This is a genomic window from Flavobacterium fluvii (assembly GCF_900129545.1).
Classification (GTDB): Bacteria; Bacteroidota; Bacteroidia; order Flavobacteriales; family Flavobacteriaceae; genus Flavobacterium; species Flavobacterium fluvii.
The window spans coordinates 465,056-482,126 of record NZ_FQWB01000002.1 but is presented as its reverse complement, the minus strand read 5'-3'; the positions used below and the strand labels follow the sequence as shown (position 1 = coordinate 482,126).

Annotated in this window: 16 protein-coding genes; 14 read left to right on the top strand and 2 right to left on the bottom strand. The window is 35.3% G+C overall.

The annotated features are described in order from the left end of the window. Positions 1–79: 79 nt before the first annotated feature. On the bottom strand, positions 80–2,197 hold the full coding sequence (locus tag BUC16_RS07590; RefSeq protein ID WP_073369440.1) for an outer membrane beta-barrel family protein: 2,118 nt from the start codon (positions 2,195–2,197) through the stop codon (positions 80–82). Positions 2,198–2,337: 140 nt separating this feature from the next. Here BUC16_RS07590 and BUC16_RS07585 point away from each other — a divergent pair, with 140 nt between their 5' ends. After that, positions 2,338–3,699 carry a sensor histidine kinase gene (locus BUC16_RS07585; RefSeq protein ID WP_073369439.1) on the top strand — a complete coding sequence of 454 codons (1,362 nt, stop codon included), beginning with the start codon at positions 2,338–2,340 and terminating at the stop codon, positions 3,697–3,699. Between the two features lie 8 nt (positions 3,700–3,707). Then, a complete protein-coding gene (locus BUC16_RS07580) occupies positions 3,708–4,403 on the top strand; it encodes a response regulator transcription factor (protein WP_073369437.1) in 696 nt (231 codons plus the stop codon). Positions 4,404–4,600: 197 nt separating this feature from the next. On the opposite strand, the gene ytxJ is transcribed toward BUC16_RS07580, so the two are convergent. Beyond that, on the bottom strand, positions 4,601–4,990 hold the full coding sequence (ytxJ, locus tag BUC16_RS07575; protein ID WP_073369436.1) for a bacillithiol system redox-active protein YtxJ: 390 nt from the start codon (positions 4,988–4,990) through the stop codon (positions 4,601–4,603). A gap of 176 nt (positions 4,991–5,166) precedes the next feature. Here ytxJ and clpB point away from each other — a divergent pair, with 176 nt between their 5' ends. The 12 genes from clpB to BUC16_RS07515 all read left to right on the top strand — a co-directional run bounded on the left by clpB (position 5,167) and on the right by BUC16_RS07515 (position 16,918). Further along, complete coding sequence (gene clpB, locus BUC16_RS07570) at positions 5,167–7,770, top strand: ATP-dependent chaperone ClpB (protein WP_073369434.1); 2,604 nt, start codon at positions 5,167–5,169, stop codon at positions 7,768–7,770. A 392-nt stretch (positions 7,771–8,162) separates the two neighbouring features. Beyond that, positions 8,163–8,552, top strand: coding sequence for a group I truncated hemoglobin (locus tag BUC16_RS07565; RefSeq protein ID WP_073369432.1), 390 nt, complete (start codon positions 8,163–8,165; stop codon positions 8,550–8,552). Between the two features lie 368 nt (positions 8,553–8,920). Continuing rightward, positions 8,921–9,595: a hypothetical protein gene (locus BUC16_RS07560; RefSeq protein WP_073369431.1), complete on the top strand. Its 675-nt coding sequence runs from the start codon at positions 8,921–8,923 to the stop codon at positions 9,593–9,595. Between the two features lie 142 nt (positions 9,596–9,737). Then, positions 9,738–10,769, top strand: coding sequence for an ATP-binding protein (locus tag BUC16_RS07555; protein ID WP_073369429.1), 1,032 nt, complete (start codon positions 9,738–9,740; stop codon positions 10,767–10,769). Between the two features lie 309 nt (positions 10,770–11,078). Continuing rightward, on the top strand, positions 11,079–12,086 hold the full coding sequence (locus tag BUC16_RS07550) for a virulence RhuM family protein (protein WP_073369427.1): 1,008 nt from the start codon (positions 11,079–11,081) through the stop codon (positions 12,084–12,086). A 70-nt stretch (positions 12,087–12,156) separates the two neighbouring features. Then, positions 12,157–12,756 (top strand): nitroreductase family protein, encoded by a 600-nt coding sequence (locus tag BUC16_RS07545; protein WP_073369426.1) that lies wholly within the window; start codon positions 12,157–12,159, stop codon positions 12,754–12,756. A 309-nt stretch (positions 12,757–13,065) separates the two neighbouring features. Next, positions 13,066–13,560, top strand: coding sequence for a DUF4199 domain-containing protein (locus BUC16_RS07540; RefSeq protein ID WP_073369424.1), 495 nt, complete (start codon positions 13,066–13,068; stop codon positions 13,558–13,560). A 163-nt stretch (positions 13,561–13,723) separates the two neighbouring features. Beyond that, positions 13,724–14,371, top strand: coding sequence for an HAD family hydrolase (locus tag BUC16_RS07535; RefSeq protein ID WP_073369423.1), 648 nt, complete (start codon positions 13,724–13,726; stop codon positions 14,369–14,371). A gap of 502 nt (positions 14,372–14,873) precedes the next feature. Beyond that, positions 14,874–15,161: a YtxH domain-containing protein gene (locus BUC16_RS07530; protein ID WP_073369421.1), complete on the top strand. Its 288-nt coding sequence runs from the start codon at positions 14,874–14,876 to the stop codon at positions 15,159–15,161. Positions 15,162–15,171: 10 nt separating this feature from the next. Further along, positions 15,172–15,531 carry a hypothetical protein gene (locus tag BUC16_RS07525; protein ID WP_073369420.1) on the top strand — a complete coding sequence of 120 codons (360 nt, stop codon included), beginning with the start codon at positions 15,172–15,174 and terminating at the stop codon, positions 15,529–15,531. Further along, positions 15,521–15,907, top strand: coding sequence for a hypothetical protein (locus BUC16_RS07520; protein ID WP_073369418.1), 387 nt, complete (start codon positions 15,521–15,523; stop codon positions 15,905–15,907). Before BUC16_RS07525 ends, BUC16_RS07520 begins: the two co-directional genes overlap by 11 nt. Before the next feature lie 141 nt (positions 15,908–16,048). After that, positions 16,049–16,918, top strand: a complete 870-nt coding sequence (locus BUC16_RS07515; RefSeq protein WP_073369417.1) for a DUF808 domain-containing protein — start codon at positions 16,049–16,051, stop codon at positions 16,916–16,918. Positions 16,919–17,071: the final 153 nt, after the last annotated feature.

Genomic DNA, 17,071 nt, shown 5'->3' with positions numbered 1-17,071 from the left:
GTTTTTCAATAGCGCCTAAATAAATATCTTAAAGAGAGCCCTTGTAATTAATACAAAGGCTCTCTTTATTTTTTACAAATTACTTAACTCTAATTAAGTTATCATCAACATTTTTTTCTTTAAACTCAGTCGGTTTTATTTTTCCAAAGGAGTATTTAACTGCTATTGAAAATTCGTGTGCATCAACTAAATATCTAGCTGTTGAACTAATATTGTTTATCGTAAAACTTTCTTGATAAATCGTGTTTCTAAAAATATCATTATAGCTTAAGGAGCAATTCCAATTCGTGAAAAATGTTTTTGAAACCCCTAAATTCATAATAAACCAAGCCTTTCTCTCAAAAATCCCTTCTTTTTGATTTGTTAGACCATAGGCTGTCAGCACGAACGAATACCCTTTTGGTAGTTTAAATTCATTGTTGGAATAATAATATAAATACGGTTTTGATGTAATAAATTCAGCAGAAGCATCTTCAATTTTATTCAGTATACAGCTTAAGCTGTTCGTTGAAGTCCAGATTTTATAAGTAAAAGGCAAGGTGAATTCTAAATTAAAACCTGTCTCTTTTTCGAAATTTATTTCTCTAAAAATGAGTATGTTATTTTGATTGTCAAATGTAAAACTGCTGTAAACAGGATCTGTATTTTGATAATAACTTAGTTTTACTGATTTATCGTGATATTGAAAAGTGGATGAAATCTGATTGTTAATAGTTGGATTTAAATTGATATTTCTCGAATATAAAAAATATGGATTTATGTAAGTTGATCCCTGACTTGTCGATGAATAATTGGGCCTTGAAATGCTTTTGGAATAATTTACTGTTATCGATTTGGTGCTGTCAATTGGAATGTCAAACTGTGCTTTAGGAAAAAAATCAGTATAATACTTATTGATTAATGGTGCATTATCATTCTTGAATTTTCCAACAATATTGGCGTTTTCGACTCTTAAACCAACCAAATAGCCAATCTTTTTGAAGCTTCCTGATAGTTGTGTATAACCTGCACTGTTTTTCTCTTTGAAATTATAAATCGAGCTGATTGTATTATTGGTTTCAAAATTTAAGATTTCAAAATCTGTTTTAGCATTTGCAGACAAATAAAGTGCACCGTATTCCAATTTCAATTCATTTTTAAATTTCTTTTCAAAATCTGCCCTGCCCGAAAAAACAGCAACATTGAATTTTTGATCACTGTTTTGCGCCAATTCAAATTGAGTGTCATTAAAATTATTCTGAGCCAGCGACTTTGAATCCTGATCAAAATTTGAATATTGAAAACCTGTAAAGAACTGCGTGTCAATAGCCTTTATTTTTTTGGAATAATTGATAAAAGAGTTAATAAAATTCTTCTGGCTCTCATTATCACTGTACGTAACCACATTATTTTCAAGATCATCTTTTTTATTGTAGGTTGTGGTGTTTATGTTAAAAGGTTCACTTTGCAGTTTGCTGTTGATGCTAATTGAAAAATAATCTTCGTCATTAATTTTATAAAAAAGCCCTCCTCCAAAAATAAACTGCTTCCTTTTGGTATTTGCGGTAGCAACATCATAATTCGAAATAATATCAGCATCTGGAATTTGATAATCAATCCTATGGCTTTCCCAAGGCTGTAGTTTATTGTAATTGAAATTGGCTTTCCATTCGAATTTGTTCTTTTTATAACTCGAATTTATGCCAAGATAGTTATTGAATTCTTTTTTGAATGAAGCTACTTCTGATAAAGTTGTTTGTGAGCCTTCCTTTTTGCTGAACTTTCGGGTTATCAAAATAACGGCTCTCCCTTCTGCTTCATATTTGGAGGATGGATTATTTATGATTTCAATTGTTTTAATTTCGTCAACAGACAAGGCATTCAAATCATTCATCCCAATTTTTTGATTATCGATGTATATCAAAGGATTTCCTTTCCCAATAACCGTGATGTTTTCTTTGTCGGCACTGATCGTAATATTGGGTAATTTTGAAAGCAAATCTATTGTATTTGGAATTGCATTCAGAATCGAATTAGCCACATCCACTTTGATATTTCCATTTTTATTGGTGAACATTTTTTTTTCTTTTGTAACTACAACTTCGCTTAATTTATTGGAAATACTGTCATTTACTTTCGTATTTTGTCCGTAACCAAAGCCTGAAATAATAAGACAAATTATAATTTTTGTATTCTGAATTCTTGATTTTTTTTTCATTAAAATAGTGCGTTTTGTGATTTAGAAACACTGCAAAAATGAATCTAAATACCCGCTTTGAAAGTTAATCGAAGGTTAATGCGGAGTTAATAACGGATTTGATTAATAAAAGAATTATTTTTGAATTCAATTTTTATCGAATGAAGCAAAGAATCAATTTACTAATCGCGTTTTCTATCGTTGCATTAATTACTTTATCGGTTGTGCAATGCTACTTGGTAAAAACAGCTTATGATTATAAAGTAGCTCAGTTTCACTCCGAAATCAAGGAAGATATTGCCAAAATAACGAATGATTACAGCGATATTGACTCTGCTTATGTTAATAAAAAGGAAAGACTTTATAAGCTATTGGCACAAAATTATGTTTTGGATAAAAAGTCAAAAACTGCAATTAAAAGCACTTTAATTCTAGATGAATCTAATGATGCTTTGACACGAAAAATACAGCTTAGATTTAAAAGAGATTTTCCAAATATTGCCATTGATTTTGCAATTGTCCTGAATAAGTTTGTCATTTATAACAACCATAAAAAAAGTGATACTATTTTTTCAGAAAAGCCTCTTATACAGAATAAAATCTATGGTAATCTAAAGTCTTTGAATAATGCCTTTTTGGTACGAAATTATGTCAGTACAACAACTGGCTCACTTCAAATGCAGGATTATAAATTGCTAACCGAAGATTCAATGTACGTTTCTGTTATCGATTGGGAAATGATCATTTTCGAACGAATGAAAATGATTTTATTATTATCATTGCTATCGATTCTAACGCTGATAACTCTTTTTGTAATTGCCATCAAAGCATTAATAAAGCAAAAGAAGGTAAACGATGTCAAAACCGATTTTATCAATAATATCACACACGAACTCAAGACTCCATTGACAACATTGGGAATTTCTGCAAAAATACTGGAAAGAAAAGATATTCGTGAAAATGAGGAGCAATTCAACAGTGTTTTGAATACTATTTCCCGTCAAAATCATCGGCTGCAAAATTTAATCGATCAGGTAATGGCTAATTCATTGGGCGAAAACGAAATTGAACTGCAAAAAGAGAAAATTGAAGCCGAATCATTTTTAAAAGCTATTGTTGCCGATTTTAAAATTACGTTTCCAAAAGTGACTGTCAAAACTCATTTTAATACGAATGAAACAGCTTTGGTTTTGGATAAATTTCATCTGACGACAGCTATTCTAAATGTGCTCGAAAATGCCGTGAAATATGGCAGTAACACTATCACTATTAAAACGGAACTAAATAAAAACCAATTCAATATTAGTATTAAAGATGATGGAATTGGAATTTCAAAAAGCAAGCATTCCTTATTATTCGATAAGTTTTATAGAGTTGAACAAGGGAATCTTCATAATGCAAAAGGGCTGGGTTTGGGACTTTTTTATGTAAAACAAATCATAAAAGCACATCAGGGTACAATTGATGTTATAAGTGATTTAGGAAAGGGCTCGGAGTTTACTATTATGTTTAAAATTCAATAATTTAGCATTTGAAAAAAATACTTTTAGCCGAAGACGATGGTGATTTTGCTGGCGTTCTCAAACATTATCTAGAACTGCACCAATTTGAAATCACTTGGGCAGAAAATGGTGAAGAAGCTTTGGCTGTTTTCCAAACTGGGCACTTTGACATTTGTGTTTTTGATGTTATGATGCCCAAAATGGACGGATTTACCCTTGCCGAAAAAATCATCCAAATCAATCCCGAAATTCCTTTCATCTTTCTAACAGCAAGAAAACTGAAAGAAGACAAAATCATTGGATTAAAATTGGGTGCCGATGATTATATCGTAAAACCTTTTGAGGCTGATGAACTTGTTTTGCGCCTGAATAATATCATAAAAAGAAGCAGTCAAAATCAATTTTCTACAGCAACTGATGAACTGCAAATTGGTTTTTATGTATTTGATACCAAAAGATTATGTCTCAAAAACGGTGCTGTAATTCAGCAACTGACTGAAAAAGAAGCCAGCCTCATTCATTTCTTTTATACTCATAAAAATCAAATGATAAAAAGAGAGCAAATTTTGAAAACAATTTGGGGCAGTGACGACTTTTTTTCAGGAAGAAGTATGGATGTCTATATCAGTAAAATCCGCAAATATTTCAAGGACGATTCCAGAATAAGTATTGAAAGCGTCCGAAATATTGGATTGGAATTTAAAATAAAAAAAACAGGCCTATAAGCCGGATTTTGTCACCAATAAATTGGAGCCTTATCATTATTTAGACACTTAGTTGTTCACGCACTCCATCTTTCTACCCTTTGATAACGGGCAATCCGCTTTGATTTATTTCTTTATCTCCGAAATGAAAACAATTTATGAAGATTCTAGTTACATAGTTGTACTTTTAAAAGTCTAATATATAAACTACTAAAATCCTACAAGATGTTTTTCAACTCCCCGGCATCAATTTCATCGTGGGAAACATCATAAACCGATTTTCCTTCCTTGATCAACAACAATTGTGGTGACTGGTGATACACTCCAAAACGACTGGCTATTTCATTTGAAATATCTCTGTACTCCAATAAATCGAGGAAATAAGCATCTACTTCTTCTTTTAAATCAAATTGTTTTTCAAATTGTTTCAAGGCAAACCTGCTCACGCTGCAACGGGTGCTGTGTTTAAAAATAACTGCTGGTTTCTGGTCTGAAAACGCAACCAATTCATCCAATTGACCCAAATAATTTAATGGAATCCAATTGATTTTACTGTTTAATTTATCTTGTTCTTCAGAACCGCCGAAAATATTTGAAAATACACTCATTTTGTCTTTTTTTAAGTCATTTTGTCGTTCGTAACCCCCTTATGGACAGTCAAAATGTCGTAACTTTAGTGGTGGAACAACATTTGACGATTATTTGCCAAAGGTACAATAACTTTAAAGGTACACAAGCACATAAATTAGCCTCTCAAACATTAAACTTTAAATAAAAAGTAAAAATGAACATCAACAAGTTTACGATCAAATCGCAGGAAGCCATCCAGCTTTCACAGCAATTGGCGCAGAGTTTTGGACAACAGCAAATAGAAAACGAACACATTTTCAAGGCCATTTTTGAAGTTGATGAAAATGTGGCTCCCTTTATTTTGAAAAAACTAAACGTAAATGTTCCGTTGTTCGAACAAATATTGGACAGCACCATCCAGAGCTTTCCGAAAGTTTCGGGTGGCGAAATCATGCTTTCCAGAACGGCAAACACCACACTGAACGAAGCGGAAATCATTGCCAAAAAAATGAACGACGAATTCGTTTCCATCGAGCATTTAATCTTGGCCATTTTTGATTCCAAAAGCAAAGCTGCCCAAATATTGAAAGACCAGGGCGTAACCGGAAAAGGACTGAAAGCCGCCATTGACGAACTTAGAAAAGGAGAAAGAGTCACTTCGGCATCAGCAGAAGAAAACTATAATTCCTTGAACAAATACGCCAAAAACCTCAACGAATTGGCTCGAACAGGAAAACTCGATCCCGTAATTGGTCGCGACGAAGAAATTCGTAGAGTTTTGCAAATCTTGACCCGTCGTACCAAAAACAACCCGATGTTGGTCGGAGAACCCGGTGTTGGTAAAACCGCAATTGCCGAAGGTTTGGCACACAGAATCGTGGACGGCGACGTTCCCGAAAACCTGAAAGACAAAATCGTTTTTTCACTCGATATGGGAGCCCTGATTGCAGGAGCCAAATACAAAGGGGAATTCGAAGAGCGTTTGAAATCTGTAGTGAAAGAAGTGATCGCTGCCGAAGGAGATATTGTGCTTTTCATTGACGAAATCCACACCCTTGTGGGTGCCGGCGGTGGCGAAGGTGCGATGGATGCGGCCAATATCCTGAAACCGGCTTTGGCTCGTGGTGAACTGCGTGCCATTGGTGCAACGACTCTGGACGAATACCAAAAATATTTCGAGAAAGACAAAGCGCTAGAACGTCGTTTCCAAAAAGTAATGATCGAGGAACCGGATACTGAAAGTGCCATTTCCATCCTTCGAGGTATCAAGGAAAAATACGAAACACACCATAAAGTACAGATAAAAGACGATGCCATTATTGTGGCTGTCGAATTATCGCAACGCTATATTACCAACCGATTTTTACCAGACAAAGCCATCGATTTGATGGACGAAGCGGCTTCCAAAATTCGCATGGAAATCAACTCCAAACCTGAAGAACTCGATGTTTTGGATCGGAAAATAATGCAATTGGAAATCGAAATCGAAGCCATCAAACGGGAGAAAGACGAAAGCAAACTCAAAATTTTGGGAATGGATTTGGCGAACCTGAAAGATGACCGAAACGTGATTTTTACCAAATGGAAATCAGAGAAAGAAGTTGCCGACAACATTCAGGAGGTAAAAACCGAAATCGAAAATTTCAAATACGAAGCGGAACGTGCCGAACGTGAAGGCGATTACGGAAAAGTAGCCGAAATTCGTTACGGAAAAATCAAGGAAGCCCAAGGACGATTGGAAACTTTCCAAAAACAATTGGCCGAAAACCAATTGGGAACTTCCTTGATAAAAGAAGAAGTCACCAGAGAAGACATTGCCGAAGTGGTCGCCAAATGGACTGGAATTCCCGTGATGAAAATGCTGCAGGGCGAAAGAGAAAAACTCCTGCATCTGGAAAGCGAATTGCACAAACGCGTCGTGGGCCAGGAAGAAGCCATCGAGGCCGTGAGCGATGCCGTGCGTAGAAGTCGCGCCGGCTTGCAGGACATGAAAAAACCGGTGGGAACCTTTCTTTTCTTGGGAACTACGGGAGTTGGAAAAACCGAATTGGCCAAAGCCTTGGCGGAATATCTTTTCGATGATGAAAATGCCATGACCCGAATCGACATGAGCGAATACCAAGAACGCCACAGCGTGAGCCGTTTGGTGGGTGCGCCTCCGGGATATGTGGGTTATGACGAAAGCGGACAATTGACCGAAGCCGTGCGCCGTAAACCCTATTCCGTGATTCTGTTGGACGAGATTGAAAAAGCGCATCCCGACACCTTCAACATCTTGTTGCAAGTCTTGGACGAAGGACGATTGACGGACAACAAAGGACGCCTGGCCGATTTCAAAAACACGATTATCATCATGACTTCCAATATGGGAAGCCAAATCATACAGGAAAAATTCGAGAATTTAAGAGGAAGTGTCGAAGCCGCCACTGAAATCGCCAAAATCGAAATAATGGGATTGTTGATGCAGACAGTGCGCCCCGAGTTCATCAACCGAATCGACGAAATCGTGATGTTTAGGCCGCTGACCAATGCCAACATTGCCCAAATCGTGGGCATACAATTAAAAAATGTCACCAACATGCTTGCCCAACAAGGCATCACGATGGACGCCACACCGGAAGCCATCGAATATTTATCCGAGAAAGGATACGATCCGCAATTTGGTGCCCGACCGGTAAAACGCGTGATACAAAGAGAGGTACTGAACAAATTGTCGAAAGAAATCCTCGCCGGAAAAATCACCACCGACAGTATTATTCTACTGGATTCCTTTGACGGAGAATTGGTTTTCAGGAACCAGAGTGAGTTGGTACATTAATTACAACATTTTGTCATTTCGACGCAGGAGACCCGAGCGATAGCGAACAGGCGTAGCAAATCACACAACCTGAGCAACTAATGTGATTTCTCCCTTTGGTCGAAATGACACAAAAATAAATAACAGCAAGCACCAGTCGAGAGATTGGTGTTTTTTTTTTAAATCTTTAAAATAATAAATGGCGTTTAAACATTAATTTCAAATAATGTTTTGTATTTTTATAAAACAGTATCCGTCAACACATTACATACTGACAACTCTTTTCCATCCCCAATTCTACAAAAAATATTCCCTACAAATTTGCTTGTTTTTTAATTATTGAGTCAATGATTCAATAAAATATTGGGTAGTGCTTTAAATGAATAGTAACTATATTTTAAAACTAAATCAAAATGGAAAAAAATGAAAATCAAAACAGTCTTTATGAACGTCTTGGTGGTGTAGAAGGGATAACTGCCATTGTAGATGACGTTGTTGAATCCCATATGGCAAACCCTGCCATTAAAGCTAGATTTCTTCCTTTAAAAGACGATACGGAGCATTTCAAGGAAGTTAGACAGCATTTGATTAATTTTTTCATTATGGGCAGTGGAGGGCCTAATCAATATACCGGCAAAGACATGCACACAGCCCATATTGGAATGAATATCAATCAGGGAGAATACATGAGCGTGATAGACGACATTATGTTGGCTCTTGACAAAAACAATGTCGATGAGCAATCCAGAAAAGATGTGCTTGCCATACTTTATTCATTAAAAGGACAAATGATTGGAGTATAAAAACTTAGGCTAAAAAAGGATAATTATGCATCAATTGGAAGAATAGAATTTTTATAAAAAGCACCAGTCGTAGAGATTGGTGTTTTTTTTTTGGAGCAAAACGATGGGTTTTCATAACCACTTCTCTCCCGCTGTACGCAATATCTTTTGGGCTGAACCCCAGCCCAAAAGGATATTTGCTGCCATCGGGGCTAATCAATGTATTTTATTGTTTAAAAAAAACTAAGACATTCATTTTAAATTAATTAAACCTAAAATTACACCTTAGTTAACTAAAATAGTATTTCATCGACTTATTATGCTTTTTACAGATTTTACAGTAATTATTTACAAAATAATATTATTTTGGGATAAAATTTTGAAAAACTATGGAAAAAGTAACTGTTAAAAATCTAATTGAATTTCGTGGAAAAAATGAAAGAACGAAAATCACTTTTGTAAATAATCTTAAAAAAGAAAAAAATAACTCAGATGAAGCTTCTGGTGGCGATTATTGGATTAGTTGTTTAAGCGCAATTAGAAATACTTATAAATCAGACAATGTCGATTTATTGGATGAAAAAATTGACTTATTACGAGATAAAATTAAAGTTTCCGATATTAAAAGAATAAAAGACCAATTTCAAAGAAACATTGACATTATAAATAATTTTAAAGATTATGATTTTCGTCATTTAAAACCAAATGTCAATTTAACTTTCTTAACACAACATAAATATCAATCTATACTTGATATTAAAGGATTTCCTATTGAAGCAAAACCCTGTCACATTTTTACATTTTCCAACAATAATAGTGAAGAAATAGGAGGAATCTGGTTTGTTGTACAATTAGAAGGATTCAAAAAAAGTGAATTGGGAATGTTTGCTGACATACTCTATCGATATTTGAATAAACATTATTCAAAGGATTTTTATGTAAATCCAGACTATTGCATTGCGATTGACCTTTATAATGGACAAGAAGTAAGCTATACAGAAATTGAAAATGGTAAAATCCCTGAATTGATTGATTCAACATTAGATGATTTAAATAAAATATAACTATATGAACTTCCTCACTTGCGCGAGCGTCTCGCTCGTGAACACTAACATAAGTAAACAAGTGCAAATTTGTAATAGACACAAGTGGAACGCTAGCGCTAACAGATTATAAACAAATTGATGGCAATTAAAACATTCAAATATGATTGACGAAAACATTATCAAAGAACTACTAAGAATTGCGCCGAGCGGTTTTTTACATCACCGCGAAGGACAAGAATTAGAGTTCAAAGAGTCTTTTAATTTGGCAGGTTTAGCTGATTATTTTCGTGATTTTTCTGCTTTTTCAAACAACAAAGGAGGCTACTTAATTTTTGGAATTACTGATAAACCAAGAAAACTGAGAGGCTTGTCAATAAACAGTTTGGATAGATTTGAAAAAATTGACCCTGAAAAGATTACGGGATACTTATTAGACATATTTTCAGGAGAAATAAATTGGGAGCAAATTGTTTATAAATATAAAGGAATGAGTTTCGGTATCTTTAAGATTTCTCCAGCATTAGTTAAACCAATTATTGCAAAAAAAGATGAAGGTCGTGATCAATCAATCCGAAATGGGGACATTTATTATCGCTATGGGGGTAGAACCCAAAAAATACAATTTGCAGAGCTTGAAAATATCATAAACAAAAGGATAGAGACAAACAACAGTAATTGGCTAGATTTAATGTCAAAAATTGGAAAAGTCGGACCTGGTAATGCAGCAATATTAGACACTGAAAAAGGTATCATAGAGAAAGGCAATTCACAAGTTTTAGTGCTTGATGAAGCATTGACTAAATCGATCAAATTTATTAAGGAAGGAGAATTTGTTGAGAAAAAAGGTTCTGCTACTTTAAAGCTTATTGGTGAAGTTGTGCCAGTAGATAAAGTTGAAGTTATTAGAAGAGTAAAAGAAAATTTGATAAAAGATTATCCTTTTTCTGCAATGGAAACTTCTGCACAAATTAGAAAACTATTGCCTGTATGTAAACAAGGAGAAATATATGATATAATTGGCAGATATGACATAAAAAATAATACAGATTATTCGGCCTACAATTTTAGAAGCAAGCAACACGAAGATAAATTTAAAGAGAGTGGAAATTTACCTAGTGGAACACCGAGCATTTATAATCAAAAATCAATTGATTTTATAGTTCAAGTCTTGAAAAATGAAATATCAAAATAAACTACCCCAGCTGTGCAGCGAAGTCTCCCGACTTCGTACCCACAACTATATGCAGTTAAAACTTTAGAGACTTATTTTCGGCTTGTGTTTATTGCTTATTGGAATAGCTACGAAGTCGGGAGACTTCGCAGAGCATCCCCAGCTGTGCTAAGTCTCCCGATTTCGAACCCTCTACAATATACAGCTACAACTTTAAAACATATTTTTCGGCTTGTGTTTGTTGCCTATTGCAATAGTCAACATCGGCAACAAAATCCTCAAACCTAAACTTGAGGATTTTTTGTATTTTTACAATTCAATATTTTTTGTATGCAAGAAAACAAATCCAACATTCTCATTTATCAAACCGAAGATGGTATCACAAAAATAGAAACCCGGCTTCTGGACGAAACGGTTTGGCTTACCCAAACTCAACTTTGTGAATTATTTCAAAAGTCAAAATCTACTGTTAGTGAACACATCAAAAATATTTTTGAGGAAGGAGAATTAAATCATTTTTCAACTGTTCGGAAATTCCGAACAGTTCAATCAGAAGGTTCAAGAACTGTTGAAAGAGAAGTAGATTTTTATAATCTCGATGTCATTATTTCTGTTGGTTATCGAGTAAAATCACATCGTGGCACGCAATTTCGTATTTGGGCCACACAACGTTTGAAAGAATACATCGTAAAAGGATTTGCGATGAACGACGATTTACTCAAGCAAGCTGGAGGAGGCAATTATTTTGACGAATTATTGGCTCGAATTCGGGATATTCGTTCATCTGAAAAAGTTTTTTGGAGAAAAGTTTTGGATATTTATTCCACCAGTATCGATTATAATCCAAATACCGAGGTTTCTCAAAATTTCTTTAAAACCATTCAAAACAAAATGCATTGGGCAGCCCACGGACACACTGCCGCCGAAGTTATTTATCAACGAATTGACTCTACAAAACCTAATCTTGGATTAACCAATTTCAAAGGAGAAAAACCAAGTTTACAAGAAACCGAAATAGCAAAAAACTACCTTGACGAAAAAGAACTTAACCTGCTCAATAGATTTGTAACTGCCTATTTAGAAATAGCCGAATTGCAAGCACTCAATCAAAACCCAATGTATATGAAAGATTGGCTAGCTCGATTGGACGATTTCTTGAAAATGACAGGAAAAGAAATTCTCAATCATTCGGGCACTATTAGCCATAATCTAGCTATTGAAAAAGCAAAAACAGAATATGACAAATACAAGGAAATCATAAAAAATGAGCTTTCTAATGCGGAAAAAGATTTTATCAATCAATTAGAAAACACCGAGAAAAAGATATCCAAAAAATAGTAAATCAATCTTAAACACACCCGATGTATTAGCTTAACTTTACAGCCATAAAACCATTCAAAAACCACACATGAACATTTTAGCTTTAATACAAAAAAGATATACCGCCAAGAAATACAACGCTCACAAAGTCGTACCTCAAGAAAAAATCGAGGAATTGAAAGAGATCTTGCGCCTCACTCCTTCTTCCATCAACATCCAACCTTGGAAATTTACCTTTGTTCAAAATCCGGAAATCAAGGCAAAACTGGCTTCGGTTTCGATGCACAATACGGAGAAAATCAATCAAGCGCAGCTGTTGGTCGTGTTTAGCGTGGCAGATGATTTGGATGCTTTCGAGAATGAGGTAGTCAACGAATTTCCACAATTCAGGAAAGAAATGTACCATAAAATGAAAACCTATAAATCAGAAGCCGATTTGAAAATATGGTTGTCCCAACAAGTGTATATCGCCTTGGGTGTGGGATTAACGGCCAGTATGGCAATGGGTCTTGATTCGACAGCAATGGAAGGCATAGAAACCGACAAATACAAAACCATCCTGAATATGACAGTCTACAAACCACTATTTGCAATGGCCGTTGGTTATGGTTGCGAAGAGGATTCCAACCGAATTGAAGTGACACCAAAATCCAGAAGATTACTGGAAAATGTAGTCGAAACTATTTAAAAAAAATATGACCCAGAAAATTAAAAAATGAAGCCCGCTAAAATTGTTTTTCACTCCGCTGGGCTTTTTACACTATTTCAAACCACATAACAACACAAACATTTCATTATCTATAATCTACAAACCAAAAACTTTGATTTATGAAATCGCCATTAACAACAAGTTTGTGGAAGCAATTGAATAATCATCGAACTCCGATGAAAATAAAATATAGTGAGATAAACACCGATAAATTAAAAGGCGACCCGAGCGATAGCGAACTGGCGAAGCATAACATATATGACCGCTGACAAATAAAATTTTACATATATGAAAAATAGTATCCTTAAAAACGGAATCTTTGGTGGAATAATCGTAAGTATTGTAATGATTTCGATGACGCTTTACATGAAAACGTATCCAGATTATGAGCCTAGTGCTATCATTGGTTTTGGCAGCATGCTTTTGGCATTTATCTTCGTGATATTGGGAATAAAACAACAGCGTGAAACCAATAATGGTGTCATTACTTTCGGAAAAGCATTCCTGACAGGCTTGAGCATTTCATTGGTTATTTCAACAATTTACGTTTTGGTTTGGCTTGTTATTTACTATAATTTTTTTCCGGATTTTATGGAACAGTATAGTAAAATGGTACTAAAAAACACCAGTCCTGAAGAACTTGCCGCAAAAACTGCCGAAATGAATCAAATGAAGGAATGGTATAAAAACCCAATAATGGTAATTTTACTGACTCTCATGGAAGTTTTTCCCATTGGAATTGTGGTTTCATTGATTGGCGCATTGGTTTTCAAGAAAAAATAATTCGCATATTACTGTATTTCAATACCTAAAAATTGTGCCTTTTGTAAATACCATAAATCCCTGAAACCAACAGACCTTTAAAAACAATATCCCTACCTTTGCCGCTCATTACAAAAACAACAATCGAAAAACACCTCTTTTCGATTGATTTAAAGAATATAAAATGAAGTTCAAAGGTGTTATTTTTGATTTAGACGGAACATTGGTCAATTCTTTGGAAGACATTGCAGATGCAATGAACACGGTCCTCCAAGACCTCGACTATCCTACCCACGATTATGACGATTATCAATATTTCATTGGAAGCGGGCTTCGGAATTTGGTCAGCAAATCGTTGCCGAAAACTCATAATGATGAAAACCAAATTGAACGTTGCTACCATTCGATGATTGAAATCTATCGTGATAATTGCACGAATCAAACCAAACCTTACAATGGAATTGTCGAATTATTGGATGAATTGAAATCTCGCAACATCAAACTAGGCGTGTTTTCAAATAAAGCAGATGCATTGACAAAAGAAATTACAGCAATTATATTTCCTGGTTATTTTAATCCAATAGTGGGATTGAGCGTGGAATCACTCAAAAAACCAAATCCTTTTGAGGCCATTGAAATCAGCAAAAGTTTGGGATTAAAACCCGAAGAAATGATTTTCGTGGGCGATTCCGGCATTGACATGCAAACGGCAACCAATGCCAATATGCACGCAGTGGGTGTAATATGGGGCTACAGACCCGAAGAAGAATTGATCGCCAATGGTGCCAAACACATTTTGAGCCATCCTTTGGATTTAATTCCCATTTTGTAAGCAGTGCAAATGGGCAACAACCCAAACTTGCAACAACTTTTTCACGACACGCTAAAAACCGATACTCAAGATTTGCTAATGAGCGAACTGGCTAAATAATTAGTGCCCTAAACATCAAATTCTACTTAAATTCTCCCGACTGCTCCACACCTATTGAGCCGGCAATACTATTCTACATTCCAAACCAAATAAATCGCTCTTTTTTCAACCTGTGAATCTTGAAACTTTTTTAAAAAGTAATATAAAACAATTTTTAACTAAGAACCTCACCTTTACATTACTGCAATAATTAGGCAAACAGAAAAAAGAACATCCCTAAAACCAAACAACATGAACAACATATTCAGAGGACTAATAGCAGGTTACGGCGCCAAAAAATTAGGCGGAGGCTGTTTTGGCACCATCATAGTTTTTGTGATTATCTGGTTACTGTTGGGTCAATGCAGTTAAAAAATTAAAATTATATGCATCAAAAAAATATTAACAATTTAATAAAAAAATTATGAGCACAGGTAAAGTAGTATTAGGAACAGTGGCAGGACTTGCCATAGGAGGAATTTTGGGAATCTTGTTTGCACCCCAAAAAGGGTCGGTAACACGCCAACAAATCTTGGAAAAAGGAAATGATTATGCGGATGAACTAAAATCGAAATACAACGAGTTTGCAGATACTGTTTCGCAAAAACTTAACAGCGCAAAAGAATTTGCACAAGTGTTGGCCGAGAACGGGAAAGCCGAGTATGATGAAATAAATAATGACCATCATACGGAATCAAATTACAAACTATAAAAAAAATATCATGACCGAAAATACAACTCCCATAGCAACGCTTTTTGAACGGGCGGAAGATTACGGCAAAACAACCCTGAATTTGTTGAAGCTAAACGCCATAGACAAATCGGCCGATGTTGTTTCATCTCTTGCTTCACGACTTGCCGTTATTATGACAGTTGTATTTTCGGTCTTGATTATTTCCATAGGCACATCATTCTGGATAGGCAAACTTCTTGGCGAAACCTCTTACGGCTTTTTTATAGTTGGTGGTTTCTTTGTGCTTCTGGCCATTATACTTCAGGTATTCCGTCATCAATGGCTAAAATATCCGGTCAACAATTCCATTATTAAACAAATGTTGAAACCAAAACATTATGAAAAATAGAAACGAAACAGACGCATTAAACGAATTGATTCTTGTTCAGGAAATGAAATATGCCAATGATTTAGAACAACTCAAGGAGCAATTCCATATAGCTTATGAAAGTGTAAAACCCATCAACCTCGTCAAAAACTTTTTTCACCAAGTAACTGCTTCGCCCGAAATAAAAAATGGAATTCTTAGCAATGTCATTGGCTTTGGCACAGGATTTCTTTCCAAAAAACTTTTGTTGGGCTCTACCCACAATCCAATCAAAAAAGTATTTGGAACACTATTTGAATTTGCAATTGCCAATACGGTTTCCAAACATTCCGAAGGCATAAAAACAATTGGAGGAAACCTCTTGAAGCATTTTTTGAAAAAAACAAGAACTAAATAGTCTACTCCACGAAGTTCTCCACATCAATTTTATATACAAATTCAAGCAAAAAACAGTACTTTCGCAGCTATAAACAATCAACACTCGCTGATTAAATTTTGGAAATCAATACCAAAATCAGCCAGTTTTTAAAACAAGGATATGGCTTCAGGTTTTTTCGCACTATTGGATGATATCGCGGCAATTATGGATGATGTTGCGATAATGAGTAAAATTGCTGCCAAAAAAACGGCCGGTATTTTGGGCGATGATTTGGCCGTCAATGCCGAGAAAGCGTCAGGATTCATTTCTTCGAGGGAAATTCCGGTTTTGTGGGCCATCGCCAAAGGTTCTTTCGTCAATAAATTGATTATTCTGCCCATAGCCTTTCTGCTGAGTGCTTTTTTTCCATTGGCAATTGTAATTATTCTGGTGCTTGGCGGACTTTTTTTGGCCTATGAAGGTGCCGAAAAAATATATGAATACTTCTTTCCCCACAAACACGCTGCAATCGAAATTTTGGCACAAGATTTTACCGAAGCCGAAATTTTGACTCTCGAAAAAGACAAAATAAAATCCGCCATCGTGACCGATTTTATTCTATCGGTAGAGATTGTAATCATTGCTCTAGGTACCGTAATCGAAGAATCTCTCACATCACAAATTGCCGTGGTTTCCATAATTGCGATACTGGCAACCGTTGGTGTTTATGGCATTGTGGCCCTGATTGTTCGAATGGACGAATTGGGTTTCAAACTCATTGGACTGAGTTCCAAAGAACGCAGTTGGTCAAAAACCATAGGAAATATATTGGTTCAAGCCTTGCCCAAAGTCATCAAAAGTTTGGCCGTTATTGGTACAATTGCCTTGATTCTGGTAGCTGGCGGCATCTTTGTGCACAATATTGACTTTCTGCATCATTTATTTCCACAATTGCCTTCGATTGTAAAAGAATTTGGTTTCGGACTCATCATCGGATTGCTGGTTCTGGCAATAGTAAACCTGTTCAAAAAGATAATCGGAAAAAATTAAATCCCCCACCAAACCAAAGTTGAAATCTCCCAAACCCAAATTTATAGGCAACGCACTACGAATATTGCTTTTTAAAAGCACAAAATCACGTACTCTATATTTTTTTCCATAATTAATTGGTAAATACTCATTTTTTAAATACATTTGGGTAAT

Excerpts from the sequence above, each read along its gene's own strand:
- BUC16_RS07535 (WP_073369423.1), top strand. The coding sequence starts at position 13,724 with ATGAAGTTCAAAGGTGTTATTTTTGATTTAGACGGAACATTGGTCAAT.
- BUC16_RS07520 (WP_073369418.1), top strand. The coding sequence starts at position 15,521 with ATGAAAAATAGAAACGAAACAGACGCATTAAACGAATTGATTCTTGTT.
- BUC16_RS07540 (WP_073369424.1), top strand. The coding sequence starts at position 13,066 with ATGAAAAATAGTATCCTTAAAAACGGAATCTTTGGTGGAATAATCGTA.
- BUC16_RS07560 (WP_073369431.1), top strand. The coding sequence starts at position 8,921 with ATGGAAAAAGTAACTGTTAAAAATCTAATTGAATTTCGTGGAAAAAAT.
- BUC16_RS07530 (WP_073369421.1), top strand. The coding sequence starts at position 14,874 with ATGAGCACAGGTAAAGTAGTATTAGGAACAGTGGCAGGACTTGCCATA.
- clpB (WP_073369434.1), top strand. The coding sequence starts at position 5,167 with ATGAACATCAACAAGTTTACGATCAAATCGCAGGAAGCCATCCAGCTT.
- BUC16_RS07590 (WP_073369440.1), bottom strand. The coding sequence starts at position 2,197 with ATGAAAAAAAAATCAAGAATTCAGAATACAAAAATTATAATTTGTCTT.
- BUC16_RS07545 (WP_073369426.1), top strand. The coding sequence starts at position 12,157 with ATGAACATTTTAGCTTTAATACAAAAAAGATATACCGCCAAGAAATAC.
- ytxJ (WP_073369436.1), bottom strand. The coding sequence starts at position 4,990 with ATGAGTGTATTTTCAAATATTTTCGGCGGTTCTGAAGAACAAGATAAA.
- BUC16_RS07550 (WP_073369427.1), top strand. The coding sequence starts at position 11,079 with ATGCAAGAAAACAAATCCAACATTCTCATTTATCAAACCGAAGATGGT.
- BUC16_RS07555 (WP_073369429.1), top strand. The coding sequence starts at position 9,738 with ATGATTGACGAAAACATTATCAAAGAACTACTAAGAATTGCGCCGAGC.
- BUC16_RS07585 (WP_073369439.1), top strand. The coding sequence starts at position 2,338 with ATGAAGCAAAGAATCAATTTACTAATCGCGTTTTCTATCGTTGCATTA.
- BUC16_RS07515 (WP_073369417.1), top strand. The coding sequence starts at position 16,049 with ATGGCTTCAGGTTTTTTCGCACTATTGGATGATATCGCGGCAATTATG.
- BUC16_RS07525 (WP_073369420.1), top strand. The coding sequence starts at position 15,172 with ATGACCGAAAATACAACTCCCATAGCAACGCTTTTTGAACGGGCGGAA.
- BUC16_RS07565 (WP_073369432.1), top strand. The coding sequence starts at position 8,163 with ATGGAAAAAAATGAAAATCAAAACAGTCTTTATGAACGTCTTGGTGGT.